Origin of the sequence: Streptomyces davaonensis JCM 4913 (assembly GCF_000349325.1) — a bacterium.
GTDB classification, from domain to species: Bacteria; Actinomycetota; Actinomycetes; order Streptomycetales; family Streptomycetaceae; genus Streptomyces; species Streptomyces davaonensis.
In genome coordinates, this window is sequence record NC_020504.1 from 1,042,034 (window position 1) to 1,057,538 (window position 15,505).

Here is a 15,505-nt window from a genome sequence, read left to right on the forward strand (position 1 = left end):
TCCGGTGCGGGCATCGTCACTTCACCGCGCCCGCGGTCAGCCCGGAGCGCCAGAAGCGCTGGAGGCAGACGAAGGCGACGATCAGCGGGACGACGGCGACGAGGGAGCCGGTGATGACGAGCGAGTAGAACTCGGGCTGCTGCTGGGTGACGCTGTTCCACATGAACAGGCCGAGGTTGACCGGGTAGAGCTGTTCGTCGTTGAGCATGACCAGGGCGCCGAAGAAGTTGTTCCAGCTGGCGGTGAACGAGAACAGGAAGATGGTCATGAAACCCGGCGCCAGCATGGGCAGTCCGATCCGGGCGAAGGTGCGCAGCTCACCGGCGCCGTCGACGCGGGCGGCCTCCAGGACCTCGCCGGGGACGTAGCCCTCGGAGAAGACGCGGGCGAGGTAGACGCCGAAGGGGTTGACCAGGGCGGGCAGCAGCAGGGCCCAGTAGGTGTTGACGACTCCGGCCTTGGTGGCCAGCAGGTACATCGGCAGCTGGATGACCGTGGTGGGGACCAGGACGCCGCCGAGGACCAGCGCGAACAGCTTCTCCTTGCCGCGGAATTCGTACTTGTCGAAGGCGTAGCCGGTGGCGACGCACAGGAGGGTGGAGACGGCTGAACCGACGACGGAGTAGAGGATGCTGTTGCCGAACCAGCGCAGATAGATGCCGTCGTTGAAGGTGAAGACGCGTTCGAGGTTGGCGAACAGGTTGAAGTCGCCGAAGGCGAAGCCGGACGTGGCGAACAGGTCGCGGTGGTTCTTGGTGGCGGCGAAGAGCAGCCAGCTGACCGGCATCAGGGTGTAGAACGCGGCGACGATCAGCAGTCCGTTGACGACGCCCTTGGAGAGCAGGGCGCCTGGGGCCGTGCGGCGGCGGGTGGTTTCTTCGCGCTCGGGAGCGGCCGAGGGCCGTGCCGTGGGTGGGATGTCCTGGGTGAGGGTGCTCATTGCGCGGCCTTCCACCGGTTGCCGAGCCGGGTGACGAGGTAGGAGAGGGCGATACCGAGGGCGGCGAGCATCAGGGACGCGGCGGCGGCCAGGCCGTAGTCGTGCTGCACGAAACCGGCCTTCCAGATGTAGAGGGTCGGGGACCACTCGGTGTCGATCGAGGGGGCGCCGCGCTGGTTGAGGAGCTTGGGTTCGGTGAAGATCTGGATCGCGCCGACGCAGGTGAACAGAACGGTCATGACGACCGCGGAAGCGATCATCGGGACCTTGATCCGGAGGGCGGTGCGCAGGGCGCCGGCGCCGTCCACGACGGCCGCTTCGATCACTTCGCGCGGTACGGCCTGGAGGGCGGCGTAGAAGATGACCATGTTGTAGCCGGTCCACTGCCAGGCGGTCAGGTTGACCAGGGAGGTGAGCACATGATCGCTGCGGTAGAAGTCCCAGGAGCCGCCGAGCGCACCGATCCAGTCGAGCACCGGGCTCAGACCGGGTGTGTACAGGTAGATCCAGATGATCGAGGCGATCAGGCCGGGGATCGCATGCGGCAGGAACAACGCGAGTTGGAAGAACCGTTTGGCGCGGGCCAGTGCGGAGTCCACCAGCAGGGCCAGGGCGAGGGAGCCGCCGATCATCACCGGGATGTACAGGGCGCAGTACAGCGCGATGTGCCCGAAGGAGGCGCGGAATCCGGCGTCGGACAGGGCCTTGGCGTAGTTGCCGAGTCCCGCGAACACCCGCTCGGTGCCCCCGAACCCGAGTCCGGAGGAGCGCTCCTGGAACAGGCTCATCCACACCGCGTAGGCGATGGGCGCCGCCATGACCGCGGCGAACAGGACGAAGAAGGGGACGATGAACAGGGCGGCGGCACGGCGCTGGCCGCGCCGCAGCGGCGAGGCGCCGGACGCCCGTACGGCCGTGGGCCGCGCGACCGGGGCGGAGGGTGCTGTCACAGCATCTCCTTGGCGAGGTTGAGCGACGCGTCGCCCCTGCCGGGGGGCGGGGCGGGGCGCCGTAAGGGGTGGGTGGACGACGGGAGGCGGGCCGCGTGACTACTTCGCGAGCTTCAGGCCGCGTTCCGTGATGCCGGACTCGGCCTTCTGCTGGCCCGCCTCGACGCCGGAGGTGAAGTCGGACTTGGCGGTCCGGTCCTGGACCGCGGTGTAGACGTCCATCTGGTTCGGGCCCCAGGTCCAGCCGGGGACGATGGTCTCGGCCTGCTCGGAGGCGAGGGCGTAGAGGTCCTGGCCGTTCAGGTAGGCGGTGTCGAACTTCGCGGCGGCCACTTCCCGCATCTCGGGGTTGGCGGGCAGGGCGCTGCTGGGCGACTCCAGGTCGGCGAGGCGGGATTCGACTCCGGCCTTGTTCGTCGTGAGCCAGGTGATGAACTCGGCGGCGGCCTCGGCCTGGTCGCTGCCCTTGAGGACGCCGTAGGAGGTGCCGCCGTAGTTGCCGCTGGCGGCGGTGCCCCAGTGGGGCATGGGGGCGACGGCCCACTTGCCGGCAAGGTCGGGCATGGCGGTCTTCATGCCGCCCGCGGACCAGGTCGCGCCGAGGAAGGAGAGGGTCCTGCCGGAGGTGCGGGCCTTGGTCTCCTCGGGGCTGTAGCCGGTGTAGGACTGCACGAGGTCGTCCTCGATCAGTCCGTCCCAGTAGGAGGTGACCTTGTTGGTCGCGGCGTCGTCGACGGCGGGCTTCCAGGCGTCGCCCTCGACGGAGAACCACTTCGCCCCGGCCTGCCAGGACAGGGCGGCCAGCAGTGCGGGGTCGTTCTTCGGCATGGAAGCGAGCCGGACGCTCTTGTCCTGCTTCTTGACCTTCTCCGCGGCCGCCTTGAACTCGTCCCAGGTGGTGGGGACTTCGATGCCGAACTTCTTGAACAGGTCGGTGCGGTAGTAGTAGAGCTGCGGCGCCGCGTCGTAGGGGACGGTCCAGGTCTTGCCACCGAAGGTCACCAGGTCCTGAATGGACTGCGGGAACTTCGTCTTGACCGTTTCTCCTGCGTACTCGCTCAGATCGATCAAATTGCCCTGGCTGGCGAACTCGGGGACCATCTGGTACTCGATCGTCGCCACATCCGGCGCATTGCCCGCCTTCACGGCGTTGGCGAGCTTGCTGTACCCCTCGGTGCCGCTCGGTATCTCGGTGAGCTCGACCTTGATGTCCTGGTGCGTCCTGTTGAACGCCTCGACGGTCGACTCGGCCCCGAGCGTCCAGGTCCAGTAGGTGAGGGTGACCGGCTTGCCCTCGCCGGCGGTGTCGGTCGAGTCGCCGTCCCCACCGCACGCGGTGGCGAGCAGGCCGAACGCGGCGACGGCGGCGAGGGTGGCGGTGCTGCGGAACGAACGTGAAGTGCGCGTCATGGCACGTCTCCTACGGGACCTCGTACGGGAAGAGGCGGTCGCAGGACATCTTTTGCGCCAGAACGATCGACGTCAAGAGCGTTCAACCAAGACAATCAAAACGATCGCACAATGAACGTAACGCTCACTCCGCGATCGCTTCGCCGCCGCAGGAGGTGCGAATCCTCAACACGGGCAGCAGATCGACGTGTTGACCGGGCCCCGGCTGCCGCCCCTCGCGACGCTCCGCCAGCCGCTGGAGCAGCAGCTTGGCGGCGAGTTCGCCGACCGAGCGCTTGGGCGGGGCGATGGCGGTGAGCGGTACGTCGGACAGACCCGCGACCTCGTCGTCGTAGGCGATCAGCGCCAGGTCGTCCGGCACCCGCACCCCGGCGGCCTGGAGCCGCGGCACCAGCACGATCGCGTCCTCGTCGCTGTGCACCAGCGCCGCGGTGACCCCGCGTTTGTGCACGGCGTCGACGAGGTGGTCGACGCTCGCCTCGTAGTCGCCGTGCTCGCGCACCGACGGGGCGTCGATGTCGACGTCCAGCCCGAGGGCACCCACGGCGGCCCGGAATCCGGCGGAGATCTGGTCGGCGTGCGGCCCTTCCTGGAGCACCGCGGTGATCTTGCGGTGGCCGAGGGAGGCGAAGTGCCCCACGGCGACGGCGGCACCGTGGGCTCGGTCGGTGCGGACCCGGTCCAGGACAGCGGCGGGGTTGCCGGGCGGCGCCGAGCGTTCCACGAGGACCGCCGGGACGTCGTGCGCCAGCAGCCACTTCTCCTGCCCGTCCTCGGGCACTCCCCCGAACCAGCTCGGCGCGACGAGCAGCCCCTGCGCGCCGCCCGCGATCAGATGCTCGGCCTGCACGGAGTCCTCGGCGTCGACATACCCGGACACCCCGAGCACCAGCCGTCCGCCCTGCGCCGCGACGGCCTCCCGGGCGCCGCGGACGATGTCGGCGAAGATGTAGTTCGTGGTCGGCACGATCATTCCGATCACCGCGCCCCCGGCACCCGCCGGCCGCTCGCGCGGTTCGGCCGCGCTGTCCTCCGGCCACACCACCGCGCCGTGCAGCCGCTGCACCCGTCCCTGGGCGGCCAGCGCCTCCACGTCCCGCCTCAAGGTGACCGCGGAGACGCCGAGTTCGGCGGCGAGTTCGGCGACCCGGATGCTGCGCCGCTCGCGGACGAGTTCGAGCACTCGCTCATGGCGCTGGTCGACATGGAGTCGCATGGGTTCCCCCTGGTCGGTGACGTGTTTCCGGGCACGGGCAGAGGCCTGATCCCGGAGCGCTCACTGTACGCCCACCATCGTATCGATCGTTTGCGATCAATACGATCATGCCGCCACGGTCCGGCTCCCGCCCCCGCGCACCCACCCCAGCAGCACCACCGAGGCCACCGCGGCGAACGCGCACCACGTCGACACGAACTCCGTGCGCCACAGCGCCGTGCAGATCAGTGCCCCCACGGCCACCAGCACCCCGAACATCACCAGCCCTCGCTCACCGGAGAGCAGGACGGAGCCGATGGTGGCGATCAGATACCCCGCGATCACCAGCTCGGCATGCGGCAGGTCGACGGCGTATCCCACGGTGTGGCCGCGGATCTCGGCGCGCACCGCCCGTGTGGCGAGGACGTAGGAGAGCACCGCCGTGGTGGCGATCCCGACGGTGAGCGGGACGACCAGCCGTGGCCGGGCCCGCCGTGGCGCCGCCGCGAAGACGCCCACCGGCACCCAGAACGGCAGCAACGGGAGCGCGATGACGGCCCAGGCGAGCACGGCAGGACCGGTTCCGCCGTCCTGCGCCCAGACCGCCGCCTCGATCAGCTGGTGCGCGCCCAGCAGCAGCGGCAGCGCCGCCAACGGCAGATCACGGGCGCGGCGGGCCTGTGCCACACAGGCCACGCCGATGGCGGCGATGCCGGCACCCGCCACGAGGTCGGCCTCCGCGCTCCAGCACATCGTTCCCCCGGTGATCGAACGGCAGGAACTCCATCTTCTCCTGTCCACGCCAAATGCACTCAGTTCCCCATCTGGGGTGCACTGAGTGCCATCGCGGGTGGTCAGGTGCTACGTTCCCGACCATGAGCTCCAGCAGTGCGGCGCCCCGCCGCGGCGAGAAGGCGGAGGCGGCGGCCGCGAAGCCGCCCATGCGGGAGGCGCTGGTCGCCGCGGCCTTCCGGCTGTTCCTCGAGCGGGGCTACGAGCAGACCACGATCGACGACATCGTGGCGCTGGCCGGGGTGGGGCGGCGGTCGTTCTTCCGATACTTCCCGTCCAAGGAGGACGTCGTCTTCCCCGACCACGAGCGCTGTCTGGCCGACATGACGGCGTTCCTGGCCTCCGGCACCCCGGACGAGGAGCCGGTGCGGCGGGTGTGCGACGCGGCCCGCCTGGTGCTGCGCATGTACGCCGAGAACCCGACCTTCTCCGTGCAGCGCTACCGGCTCACCCGGCAGGTTCCGGGCCTGCGGGCCTATGAGCTGTCGGTGGTGTGGCGCTACGAGCGGGCGCTCGCCGCGTATCTGCGGACGCGCTTCGCGGGCCGGCGTGACGGGACGCTCCAGGCCGATGTGATCGCGGCCGCCGTGGTCGCCGCGCACAACAACGCGCTGCGTTCCTGGCTGCGTTCGGACGGCAAGGGCGACGCCGACGCCACCGTCGACCACGCGCTGCGCTATGTGCAGTCGTCCTTCGGTGCCCCGCCCACGACGCTCGCCGACACTCGGCCCGAGGACGTGATGGTCGTGGTGGCCCGCCGGGACGCGCCCCTGTGGCGGGTTGTCCAGGAGATCGAGACCGCTCGGGGATCCGTCGCAAACTGAGCGGTTTTGAGGGTACGGAGTGCCTTTACCTCTGGCACTGAGTGCCATACGCTGCCGGTGTGCACGGTGGCACAGCGACCGGGCACGTGCGTGCGCGGCCGTCCCGCGTGCGTGGGATTCCGGCCGAGCGCAGGGAGTTGACCAGCGTGTACCACCCCTCAGGAAGCGTTGCTCGTCAGACCATCGGCCCCGCGGTCGGCTCCGCAGTCGGCTCCGCGGTCGGCGTACTCGAAGCCACCGGCGCGGCCGCCCAGGACACGGACGCCATGCTCTTCCAGCGCTGCACCTGGTGCGGTACCGCGATGTACCACCGGCTGCTGTGTCCCGTCTGCCAGGGCAGCGAGCTGCGCACGGAGCGCAGTGAGGGCACGGGGACGGTGCGGCACTCGACGGTGGTGCACCGCAACACCCCGGCCGCGCGCAATGTGTCGCTGGTCGAGATGGCCGAGGGCTTCGTGGTGCGCGGCCGGGTGATGGGCCCGCTGATCGGCATCCACAGCGGCGACCGGGTCCGCCTCTCCCAGGCCAAGGACCCGGTCCGGGGCGAGCCGGTCTTCCAGCTGGTCGACGAGCCCTATCGCGCCTGGACCTGATGAGCGCTCACAGCATTCCTACGGCGTCAGCCTGATCCGCAGCCCCACCGTGCCGTCCGTGCCCCGGCGGATTCGGCTGCCGAGCAGGCTGAGGCGGCCGACGATGCCGTACTTGCGGGCGATCAGCTTGCGGTAGCGGGCGCTGATCTCCCGGTCGGTGATCTCGGCTGTGGCCGGGATCTGGTCCCCCGTGGGCTTGCCGCGCAGATCGCAGGGGCCGACCAGGATGTCCGCGCGGGCCCGGATGCGCTTGACCTTCCAGGAGTCCGCGACCGTCCACACGCCGAGGGCGTCGCCGTCACGCACCACCCATACCGGGGTGGGCACGGGGGTGCCGTTCTTGCGGTAGCTGGTGATCAGCAGGTACTGGCCGGTGGCGAGCCGCTCCAGCGGCGTGTCGTCCATGGGCGGCAGTTTAAGCAGGAGCCCCGCGGGCCCCTCGTGGGGGATGCTGGAGCCGGTGCACACGACAGGGGGCTGCACGGTGACTGGCGATGGCGGGGACGCGGGACCGGCGGCGCGGGGCCGGCTGATCGAGGTGGGCTGCGACGAGTCGGGCTCGGACGGCGAGAACCTCACCGGCGGCAACACCGAGGTGTTCGCGCACGCCAGTGTGCGGCTGCCGGTGCCGGTGGCCGCCGCGTACGTGCAGGAGATCCGGGACCGGATCCGCTCCCCCGCCGAGGAGTACAAGGCGAACCATCTGCTCCGGGAGAAGCACCGCGCGGTCCTGGAGTGGCTGCTCGCTCCCGCCGGGCCGATCCACGGCACCGCCCAGGTGCATCTCATCGAGAAGGCGTACTTCGTCGTGGACCGGGCGGTCGACCTGCTGCTCGACGACCCCACCGCCGCCCTCCCGCTGTACCGGCACGGCCCGCAGCTGTTCGGGCCGGAGCGCTGGCGGGAGTTCCTCCAGGCCGCCAACCAGCTGCTGCGGGTGCGCAACGAGGGCGAGCCCGAGGCGCCGGTCGACACCTTCTTCCGTACCGTCGCAGCGGTGCAGCCGCTCGCCGCCGCGGACGAGGTGGCCGAAACCCTGCACCGGCTCGCGGCGGCCCGCCCCCGCGCGGACGCCTACCGGGCGGGGCTGACGGCGGGCCCGCCCCTGATCCCGGTGCTCAATCCCCTGTTGCCCGCGATCGTCGCCACCGCCGCGTACTGGAGCGCGGGCGGGGCCGCGGTACGGCTGGTCCACGACCGGCAGAACATGCTGACACCGGAGCGGATCGCCTGGATCGAGGCCCGCGCCCGCCGGGCCGGGGTCCGGCTCGCCGGCGTCGAGCTGGTGGTCGCGCGGGAGGATCCGCGAGTGCAGCTCGCCGACTTCCTCGCCGGGATCGCCCGCAAGATCGCCGACGACGAGCTGGGCGGCCGGGCCGATCCGGAGCTGGCCGCGCTGCTGCGCCCGTACGTGGATCCGGCGTCGGTATGGGGCGACGAGGCCGGCCGGGTGCTGCTCGGGGTGCCGGAAACGGAATGCGCAGCACCCTCGGCAAACATCAACTCGGGCGTCTAGATTGCCGGTTGACACCAACCGATCCAGCCATCGCAGGAGCCGTCCCGTGAGGGAGAACCCGTCGGCCGCGGCCGACCGAGCGTCGCTGCGCGCCCGTATCAACACCCTCCAGCCGCACACGGCCCGGATCTGGAACTACTGGCTGGGCGGCGGGGACTACTACGAGGTGGACCGGGTGGCGGGCGACCGGATCCGGGAGCTGCATCCGGCCATCGGCGACTACGCCCGCGCCGACCGTCAGTTCCTCGGCCGCGCTGTGCGTCATCTGGTCGTCGAGGCCGGAATCCGCCAGTTCCTCGACATAGGGACCGGGCTGCCCACCGCCGACAACACGCACGAGGTGGCGCAGCGGCTGGCCCCGGACGCGCGGATCGTCTACGTCGACAACGACCCACTGGTGCTGGCGCATGCCCGCGCCCTGCTGACCAGCTCTCCGGAGGGCCGTACCGACCATCTCGACGAGGACCTGCGCAATCCGGAGGCGATCCTGGAACGCGCCGCCGCCACCCTCGACCTCAGCCGCCCGGTGGGCCTGCTGCTGCTCTCGGTGGTGATCTTCCTCGGCGACGACGAGGAAGCGTACGGCGTCGTGCGGAGGCTGTTGGACGCGCTGCCGCCGGGCAGCCATCTCGTGCTGTCGCACACGGTGACCAGCCCGGCCATGCCGGACGTGGACCGGGCGGTGCGGTTCTGGAACGAGCACGGCACGCCCCCGCTCACCCAGCGCTCCCCCGAGGCCGTGGCCCGCTTCTTCGACGGGCTCGAACTCCTCGACCCGGGCGTGGTGTCGTGCTCGCGCTGGCGCCCGGAGGACCCCGGGTCCGCGGAGGTGGCGCTCTACGGCGGAGTGGGCCGCAAGCGGTGAGCGGTGAACACCGGCGCCCTCGGCCACGTATGGACTGAGGGCGCTCAACTCCGGATGCGCCTCGCGGTGTTGGAATCGCGCTGTTCGGGGTTCGGGAGCCAGGCATGAGGCACGCACGACGACGGATCGTCCGGCGAGTGACACGGCTGGCGGCCGTCGGAGGACTGCTGCTGGGCTCGGCGATGGTCACCCGCGCCGTGGCGAGCGAGCCCTCGGACACCGCGCCTGGCGCGTCGGTGCGCTCCGCCGTGGACACGGGTGCCGGTCTGGTCGAACGGCTCGGCACCGCCCGTACGGCGGGCAGTTGGATCGGCGCCGACGGGCGGCCGGTGGTCGCGGTGACCGATGAGCAGGCCGCGGCCGAGGTGCGCCGGGCGGGCGCGCAGCCGAAGCTGGTGTCGCACAGTATGAACGAGCTCAAGTCGGCTGCGTCCACGCTGCGTTCGGCGCCCCGGGTGACCGGGACGGCCTGGGCGATGGACTACCGGACCAACGAGGTCGTGGTCCGCGGCGACAGCACCGTCTCGGGCGCCGACTGGTCGCAACTGACCGACGTCGCGGGCGGGATCGGCTCCTTCGTACGGATGGAGCGCACGGACGGCACCTTCACCACGCGGCTGAACGGCGCGCTGCCGATCCTGTCGACCGCCGGGCGCTGCTCGGCGGGGTTCAACGTCACCGACGGGCAGCGTGACTTCATCCTCACGGCCGGGCACTGCGGGCCGAACGGCTCGGTCTGGTTCGCCGACACCCAGGGCCGCGAGCAGGTCGGCAGCACGGTCCGGGGGAGCTTTCCCGGCGGCGACTTCTCGCTGGTGCAGTATGCGAGCGGCGACGCCGGTGACGGCGCCGACGTGGTGGCCATCGGTGACGGACGCGGGGTGCGGATCACCGGGGCGAGCGATCCCTCGGTCGGGCAGCGGGTGTTCCGCAGCGGCAGCACCAGCGGGCTGCGGGACGGCACGGTGACCGCGCTGAACGCGACGGTGAACTATCCCGAGGGCACGGTGACCGGGCTGATCGAGACGAACGTGTGCGCGGAACCGGGAGACAGCGGTGGGCCGTTGTTCTCGGAGGGTGTCGCGCTCGGGGTGACCTCGGGCGGCAGCGGGGACTGCCAGGCGGGCGGTACGACGTTCTTCCAGCCGGTGACCAAGGCCATGGCCGAGGTGGGCGTGCAGCTGATCACGGCGGCGGGGCAGGGTGGTGGCCAGGGCGGCGGGCAGCAGAGCGCGGCGCCCGAGCCGTCGGCGTCCGCCACCCAGAGCGCGATCGCGCCGGGGGCGGCCTCTCCGGGCTCCTCGGCGCCGGTCGGCGGCGGGGACGAGGGGGCGCAGCTGCTGTCCCGGCTGGCCGATCCGCGGAACGTGGGGCCGGGGCTGCTGATCATCGCGGGGTCGCTGGTCGCGCTGGTGGCGACGCGGTTCATCCGGGCCGAGCAGGACCGCAAGGCGTATCAGCGGTACTACTCGGCGACTTGGGGGTGAGTTCGTGGGAAAGAGGTCTTCGAGGGTCCTCGGGGAGCGTCAGGCGGCGTGCACCGGCTGCGGGGCCGCTGCGGCCCACTCCATGACGAGGCGCTGGTATTCCTCGCGCTCCTCGACGCTCAGTGTCCCGCCCGCCCGGCGCCACAGGGCCCGGATCTCCTCGTTGACCTCGTCAGCCGAGCGATCGGAAACGGGTTCAACACTGGTGGACATGCTGTGAAGCATACGGCCGGAGAGGTGAAGGCTACGTGAGTAAGCACGACCAATACGGACATAACCGACCGTGTTGCTGATCACGTCCCGATCTCGGTGATACGTCAAGGTCCGCGCCCCTCTTCAGGCTTCGGCCGCGCCCAGCACCAGCACCTGAATGGCGAGGACCGCGGCGCCGCGCGCCCAGTCGTGGAAGTCGGACATCCGGGTCTCCAGGTCCAGCGGGGCGGCGAGCGGATGCCGGTGCTCCCGGACGGTCCGCATCACCTTCTCCCCGGCCACGTCCATCAGGCCGACTCCTTCCCCGGCCAGCAGGATCCGCTGCGGCATGGCGAAATTGGCGATCTGCGCGAGCAGGATCCCGAGGGCGCGGGCCGCCTCGTCGACGACGCGGGCGGGCAGCGGGTCCCCGGCGGCGGCCAGGCGGAGGATCTCCTCGTACGTCCGGTCCCGGCCGGTGCCGGCCTGCACCTGGTAGCGGATGTTGGGGATGGTGAGCATCGACACAGCGCTGCCGCGGGCGCCGTCCGGGGTGAGCGGGCCGTGCGGATCGATGATCCAGTGCCGGCCGAACCCGCGGTCCTCCTCCTCGCACGGCACGCGCCGGCCGCCGAGGACCAGGGAGTAGCCGAGTCCGGCGCCGATGGTGAGCACCACGAAGCGATCGAGGCCGCGCCCGGAGCCGAACCAGTTCTCGGCCTCGGTGAGGGCTGCGACGTCGTTCTCGATGACGACCGGCAGCCCGGTGCGCTCCTGGACCAGTGCGGCGAGCGGAACCTCCCGCCAGCCCAGGAACGGTGACTCGGCGACGACCGTCCGGCCCTGGACGAGGCCGCCGACGCCGATGCCGATCCCGGCGAGCCGGGGGAAGTCGCGGCCCAGCTCCGCGGTCATCTCCGCCAGCAGATCGGCGACCTCGGCGGGGTCGTGCCCGGTGAGCGGGCGGTCGAGACGGGCGACGATCTCGCTTCGGAGGGTGGTGACGACGCCGTAGACCATGTCCGCGGTGATCTTGTAGCCGATGAAGGAGCCGGACTCGGCGACCACGTCGAGGGGCTGGGAGGGGCGGCCCGTGCGCACCTCGGGCGGGGTTCCGGTCTCGGGGACCTCCACGAGCAGGCCGGACTCGATGAGGGGCTTGGTCAGCCGGGTGAGGCTGCCGGCGGAGAGGTTCAGCCGCCGGGCGATCTCGGTGCGCGACAGCGGGCCGCCGACGAGCACCTCGATCGCCACGGAGCGCTCCCCCGCGCTCAGTGGAAGCCAGTCGGCGACGGCTGCGGTCATGAGACTCGACCCTCTCAGTTCGTTCGGTCTTTTTCTCGGCACGGAAACAACGAGGTCACTGTACGGTCGGATGCCCGGCGGGGAAAAGATGTCCGCACACCTCTTGACGGCTCGATTCTTTCGCCTCAAAAGTAAATGCCCGAGGACGAGCCGCCGCGGACGAGGGAGTCTCCCGATGACCATCGCCTCCAGCAGCCCACCGTCGCGTCTGCCCCTGGGCGGCGCCGAGGGGGCATGGACCAGGCCGAGGACGGGCCGGGCACAGGCCCGGGAGTCGGGCGGTGACGGCCGACTGGCCGCCGTCTTCCTGGCGCCCGCCCTGCTGGGCTTCGTCCTCTTCCTGCTCTGGCCCACGCTGCGAGGCGTCTATCTCAGCTTCACCCGCTTCAACCTGCTCACCCCGGCCGAGTGGGTCGGCCTGGACAACTACGTACGCATGGTCAACGACCCCATCTTCTGGGACTCGTTGGCGGTCACCGTCGAGTACGTGGTCATCAACATCGGGGTCCAGACCGTCGCCGCGCTCGCCATCGCCGTACTGCTTCAGCGGCTGACGCAGTCGGCGGTGCTGCGCGGGATCGTACTGACGCCGTATCTGATGTCCAACGTCGTCGCCGGCATCGTCTGGCTGTGGCTGCTGGACACCCAGCTCGGCATCGGCAACGAGATCATCGCCGCGGTCGGCGCCGACCGGATCCCCTTCCTCGCCGACGAGACCTGGGCCGTCCCGACGATCGCCCTGATCAATGTGTGGCGCCATGTCGGCTACACCGCACTGCTGCTGTTCGCGGGGCTCCAGGCGATCCCGAACGACATGTACGAGGCGGCGAAGGTCGACGGCGCGAGCGAGTGGCGGATGTTCTGGCGGATCACCATGCCGCTGCTCCGGCCGGTCCTCGCGGTCGTCCTGATCATGACGGTGATCGGTTCCTTCCAGGTGTTCGACACGGTCGCCGTGACGACCGCGGGCGGGCCCGCCAACGCCACCAATGTCCTCCAGTACTACATCTACGGCGCCGCGTTCGGCCGTTTCCAGTTCGGCTACGCCTCCGCGATGTCCGTGGCCCTGCTCGTCGTGCTGAGCGCCATCACATTCCTCCAGTACCGGCTCACCCGGGCCGGCCAGAGCGACCTCGGCTGACGGAGGGAGCGACCGACATGGCTGCCGTGACGGCGACCACCACGAAGGTACGGCCCACCGGGCGCCGCGGGCTCTCCCCGGGACGGATCGTGGCCTGGACGGCGATGGCCGCGATCGTACTGATCACCCTGCTGCCGTTCTACTGGATCCTGCGCACCGCGCTCTCCTCCAACGCCGCGCTCGCCGCGCACCCCGGCGATCCGCTCCCCGTCGACCTGACCACCGGCGGCTTCGAACGCGCCCTCGGTCTTCAGTCGACCGAGGAGGCCATCGCCCAGGGCGGTTCGGGCGGCGGGCTGAAGTTCTGGCGGTATCTGATCAATTCGGTCATCGTGTCCACACTGATCAGCGTGTGCCAGATCTTCTTCTCCGCGATGGCCGCCTACGCCTTCGCGCGGCTGCGCTGGCGAGGCCGGGACAAGGTGTTCGCCCTGTTCCTGGCCGGGCTGATGGTGCCGACCATCTTCACGCTGCTGCCGAACTTCGTGCTCATCAAGGAACTCGGCCTGGTCGACAACCTGTTGGGCATCGCCCTGCCGACGATGTTCATGACCCCGTTCGCCGTGTTCTTCCTGCGCCAGTTCTTCATGAACGTGCCCCGGGAGGTCGAGGAGGCGGCCCTGCTCGACGGCGCCGGGAAGATCCGGATCTTCTTCCGGGTCATGCTGCCGATGGCGTCCACCCCGATCCTCACCCTCGGCGTACTGACGTACATCACCGCCTGGAACGACTACTTCTGGCCGCTGATGGTGTCCTACAGCGACAGTTCGCGGGTGCTCACCGTGGCACTGGCGATCTTCCGGGCGCAGACCCCGCAGTCCGGCTACGACTGGTCGGGACTGATGGCGGCCACGCTCATCGCCGCGCTCCCGATGCTGCTGCTGTTCGGCTTCTTCGCCCGGCGCATCGTCAGCACGATCAGCTTCACCGGCGTCAAGTAAGGGGACCAGAATGCGAATTCGTACCGTCGCGGCGCTGACCGGAGCGCTGGCCCTGTCCCTGGTGTCCGGCTGCGGTCAGGGCGACACCACCGGGGCCGGCTCGAACACGGTGACGTACTGGCTGTGGGACGCCAACCAGTTGCCCGCGTACCAGGCGTGCGCCAAGGGCTTCGAGCGGCAGAACCCGGGCCTGAAGGTGAAGATCACCCAGATGGGCTGGGCGGACTACTGGACCAAGCTCACCGCGAGCTTCATCGCGGGCACCGAGCCGGACGTGTTCACCGACCACATCCAGAAGTTCGGCCAGTTCGCCGACCTGAAGGTGCTGGAACCGCTGGACGACCTGGGCATCGACGACTCCGCCTACCAGGAGGGCCTGGCCGCCAACTGGACCGGCCAGGACGGTCATCGCTACGGCGCCCCGAAGGACTGGGACACCGTCGCCCTGTTCTACAACCAGAAGATGGTCAAGGAGGCGGGCCTCACAGCCGAGGAGCTCAACACCCTGTCCTGGAACCCCGAGGACGGCGGCAGCTTCGAGAAGGCCGTCGCCCGTCTCACCGTCGACAACAACGGCAAACGCGGCGACGAGCCGGGCTTCGACAGGAACGACGTCAAGGTGTACGGCCTGGCCACCGGCGGCGCCGGCGACAGCGACGGACAGACCACCTGGAGCCCGTTCGCCGCATCCGCGGGCTGGCACTACACGGACAAGGCGCGCTGGGGCACCGAGTACCAGTACGGCGACGAGACCTTCCAGTCGGTGATCGACTGGTACTTCGGCCTGGCGGACAAGGGCTATCTCGCGCCGTTCACCGACTACACCGACGGCGCCAACCCGGCCAACGCCCAGCTCGCCTCCGGCAAGGCGGCGGCCTCCTTCGACGGCGCCTGGATGATCTCCACCTACTTCAGCACCAAGGGCCTCGACGTCGGCACCGCCGTCACCCCCACCGGCCCGACCGGCAAACGCGCCACGATGATGAACGGCCTCGCCGACTCCATCACCAAGAACGCCGACAACAAGGCGGGCGCGAAGAAGTGGGTCACCTACCTGGCCTCCGACGAGTGCCAGAAGACCGTGGGCGGTTACGGCATCGTCTTCCCCGCCACCCCGGACGGCACCGAGGCCGCGGTGGCCGCCTACGAGAAGAAGGGCATCGACGTGTCCGCGTTCACCGAACCGGTCACCGACAGCGAGCACGCCACGACCTTCTCCTTCCCGATCACCGACTACGCGGCGGACGTGTACGCCCTGATGCGCCCGGCGATGCAGGACGTGTTCGCCAACGGCGCCCCGGCGAGCGGGCTGACCAAGACCAATGACCAGATCAACTTCATCCTCGGCCAGTGA

Annotated in this window: 16 protein-coding genes; 8 read left to right on the forward strand and 8 right to left on the reverse strand. The window is 70.2% G+C overall.

The genetic code is table 11. From position 1 onward, the window contains the following. Window positions 1-16: 16 nt before the first annotated feature. From BN159_RS04600 to BN159_RS04620, 5 genes are all read right to left on the reverse strand, one after another. Complete coding sequence (locus BN159_RS04600) at window positions 17-940, reverse strand: carbohydrate ABC transporter permease (protein ID WP_015655742.1); 924 nt, start codon at window positions 938-940, stop codon at window positions 17-19. After that, window positions 937-1,890: a carbohydrate ABC transporter permease gene (locus BN159_RS04605; protein ID WP_015655743.1), complete on the reverse strand. Its 954-nt coding sequence runs from the start codon at window positions 1,888-1,890 to the stop codon at window positions 937-939. The genes BN159_RS04600 and BN159_RS04605 overlap by 4 nt, the downstream gene beginning before the upstream one ends. A 99-nt stretch (window positions 1,891-1,989) precedes the next feature. Then, the gene (locus BN159_RS04610; protein WP_015655744.1) at window positions 1,990-3,300 is read right to left on the reverse strand and encodes an ABC transporter substrate-binding protein; all 1,311 of its coding nucleotides are present in this window, start codon (window positions 3,298-3,300) and stop codon (window positions 1,990-1,992) included. Window positions 3,301-3,424: 124 nt separating this feature from the next. After that, window positions 3,425-4,516, reverse strand: a complete 1,092-nt coding sequence (locus BN159_RS04615; RefSeq protein ID WP_015655745.1) for a substrate-binding domain-containing protein — start codon at window positions 4,514-4,516, stop codon at window positions 3,425-3,427. 105 nt (window positions 4,517-4,621) lie between these two features. Next, the gene (locus BN159_RS04620; RefSeq protein WP_015655746.1) at window positions 4,622-5,248 is read right to left on the reverse strand and encodes a DUF6629 family protein; all 627 of its coding nucleotides are present in this window, start codon (window positions 5,246-5,248) and stop codon (window positions 4,622-4,624) included. 122 nt (window positions 5,249-5,370) lie between these two features. Between BN159_RS04620 and BN159_RS04625 the strand changes: the two genes are divergently transcribed. Beyond that, a complete protein-coding gene (locus BN159_RS04625; RefSeq protein ID WP_015655747.1) occupies window positions 5,371-6,111 on the forward strand; it encodes a TetR family transcriptional regulator in 741 nt (246 codons plus the stop codon). 146 nt (window positions 6,112-6,257) lie between these two features. Next, entirely contained in the window at window positions 6,258-6,704 is a 447-nt protein-coding gene (locus tag BN159_RS04630) for a Zn-ribbon domain-containing OB-fold protein (RefSeq protein ID WP_015655748.1), read from the forward strand. An 18-nt stretch (window positions 6,705-6,722) separates the two neighbouring features. Here BN159_RS04630 and BN159_RS04635 read toward each other — a convergent pair whose 3' ends face one another. After that, window positions 6,723-7,109, reverse strand: a complete 387-nt coding sequence (locus tag BN159_RS04635; protein WP_041818817.1) for a PPOX class F420-dependent oxidoreductase — start codon at window positions 7,107-7,109, stop codon at window positions 6,723-6,725. A 79-nt stretch (window positions 7,110-7,188) separates the two neighbouring features. Between BN159_RS04635 and BN159_RS04640 the strand changes: the two genes are divergently transcribed. The 3 genes from BN159_RS04640 (at window position 7,189) to BN159_RS04650 (ending at window position 10,572) form a co-directional block, all read left to right on the forward strand. Beyond that, window positions 7,189-8,220, forward strand: a complete 1,032-nt coding sequence (locus tag BN159_RS04640) for a hypothetical protein (RefSeq protein WP_015655750.1) — start codon at window positions 7,189-7,191, stop codon at window positions 8,218-8,220. Between the two features lie 46 nt (window positions 8,221-8,266). After that, window positions 8,267-9,085 (forward strand): SAM-dependent methyltransferase, encoded by an 819-nt coding sequence (locus BN159_RS04645; RefSeq protein WP_015655751.1) that lies wholly within the window; start codon window positions 8,267-8,269, stop codon window positions 9,083-9,085. Window positions 9,086-9,189: 104 nt separating this feature from the next. Continuing rightward, window positions 9,190-10,572, forward strand: a complete 1,383-nt coding sequence (locus tag BN159_RS04650; RefSeq protein WP_015655752.1) for a S1 family peptidase — start codon at window positions 9,190-9,192, stop codon at window positions 10,570-10,572. A gap of 39 nt (window positions 10,573-10,611) precedes the next feature. Here the strand turns inward: BN159_RS04650 and BN159_RS04655 are convergent, their stop codons facing one another. Both BN159_RS04655 and BN159_RS04660 read right to left on the reverse strand, forming a co-directional pair. Continuing rightward, window positions 10,612-10,797: a hypothetical protein gene (locus BN159_RS04655; protein WP_015655753.1), complete on the reverse strand. Its 186-nt coding sequence runs from the start codon at window positions 10,795-10,797 to the stop codon at window positions 10,612-10,614. 111 nt (window positions 10,798-10,908) lie between these two features. Beyond that, on the reverse strand, window positions 10,909-12,069 hold the full coding sequence (locus BN159_RS04660) for an ROK family transcriptional regulator (RefSeq protein ID WP_015655754.1): 1,161 nt from the start codon (window positions 12,067-12,069) through the stop codon (window positions 10,909-10,911). Window positions 12,070-12,244: 175 nt separating this feature from the next. Here BN159_RS04660 and BN159_RS04665 point away from each other — a divergent pair, with 175 nt between their 5' ends. From BN159_RS04665 to BN159_RS04675, 3 genes are read left to right on the forward strand one after another with little or no spacing between them, the layout of a single operon-like run. Then, window positions 12,245-13,210, forward strand: coding sequence for a carbohydrate ABC transporter permease (locus tag BN159_RS04665; protein WP_015655755.1), 966 nt, complete (start codon window positions 12,245-12,247; stop codon window positions 13,208-13,210). A 17-nt stretch (window positions 13,211-13,227) separates the two neighbouring features. Beyond that, entirely contained in the window at window positions 13,228-14,151 is a 924-nt protein-coding gene (locus tag BN159_RS04670) for a carbohydrate ABC transporter permease (protein WP_015655756.1), read from the forward strand. A gap of 10 nt (window positions 14,152-14,161) precedes the next feature. Next, window positions 14,162-15,505, forward strand: a complete 1,344-nt coding sequence (locus BN159_RS04675) for an ABC transporter substrate-binding protein (protein WP_015655757.1) — start codon at window positions 14,162-14,164, stop codon at window positions 15,503-15,505.

What these genes read in the sequence shown, in the direction of transcription:
- BN159_RS04670 (WP_015655756.1), top strand. Translation starts at nt 13,228, where the DNA reads ATGGCTGCCGTGACGGCGACCACCACGAAGGTACGGCCCACCGGGCGC.
- BN159_RS04635 (WP_041818817.1), bottom strand. Translation starts at nt 7,109, where the DNA reads ATGGACGACACGCCGCTGGAGCGGCTCGCCACCGGCCAGTACCTGCTG.
- BN159_RS04610 (WP_015655744.1), bottom strand. Translation starts at nt 3,300, where the DNA reads ATGACGCGCACTTCACGTTCGTTCCGCAGCACCGCCACCCTCGCCGCC.
- BN159_RS04655 (WP_015655753.1), bottom strand. Translation starts at nt 10,797, where the DNA reads ATGCTTCACAGCATGTCCACCAGTGTTGAACCCGTTTCCGATCGCTCG.
- BN159_RS04660 (WP_015655754.1), bottom strand. Translation starts at nt 12,069, where the DNA reads ATGACCGCAGCCGTCGCCGACTGGCTTCCACTGAGCGCGGGGGAGCGC.
- BN159_RS04650 (WP_015655752.1), top strand. Translation starts at nt 9,190, where the DNA reads ATGAGGCACGCACGACGACGGATCGTCCGGCGAGTGACACGGCTGGCG.
- BN159_RS04600 (WP_015655742.1), bottom strand. Translation starts at nt 940, where the DNA reads ATGAGCACCCTCACCCAGGACATCCCACCCACGGCACGGCCCTCGGCC.
- BN159_RS04625 (WP_015655747.1), top strand. Translation starts at nt 5,371, where the DNA reads ATGAGCTCCAGCAGTGCGGCGCCCCGCCGCGGCGAGAAGGCGGAGGCG.
- BN159_RS04665 (WP_015655755.1), top strand. Translation starts at nt 12,245, where the DNA reads ATGACCATCGCCTCCAGCAGCCCACCGTCGCGTCTGCCCCTGGGCGGC.
- BN159_RS04615 (WP_015655745.1), bottom strand. Translation starts at nt 4,516, where the DNA reads ATGCGACTCCATGTCGACCAGCGCCATGAGCGAGTGCTCGAACTCGTC.
- BN159_RS04620 (WP_015655746.1), bottom strand. Translation starts at nt 5,248, where the DNA reads ATGTGCTGGAGCGCGGAGGCCGACCTCGTGGCGGGTGCCGGCATCGCC.
- BN159_RS04675 (WP_015655757.1), top strand. Translation starts at nt 14,162, where the DNA reads ATGCGAATTCGTACCGTCGCGGCGCTGACCGGAGCGCTGGCCCTGTCC.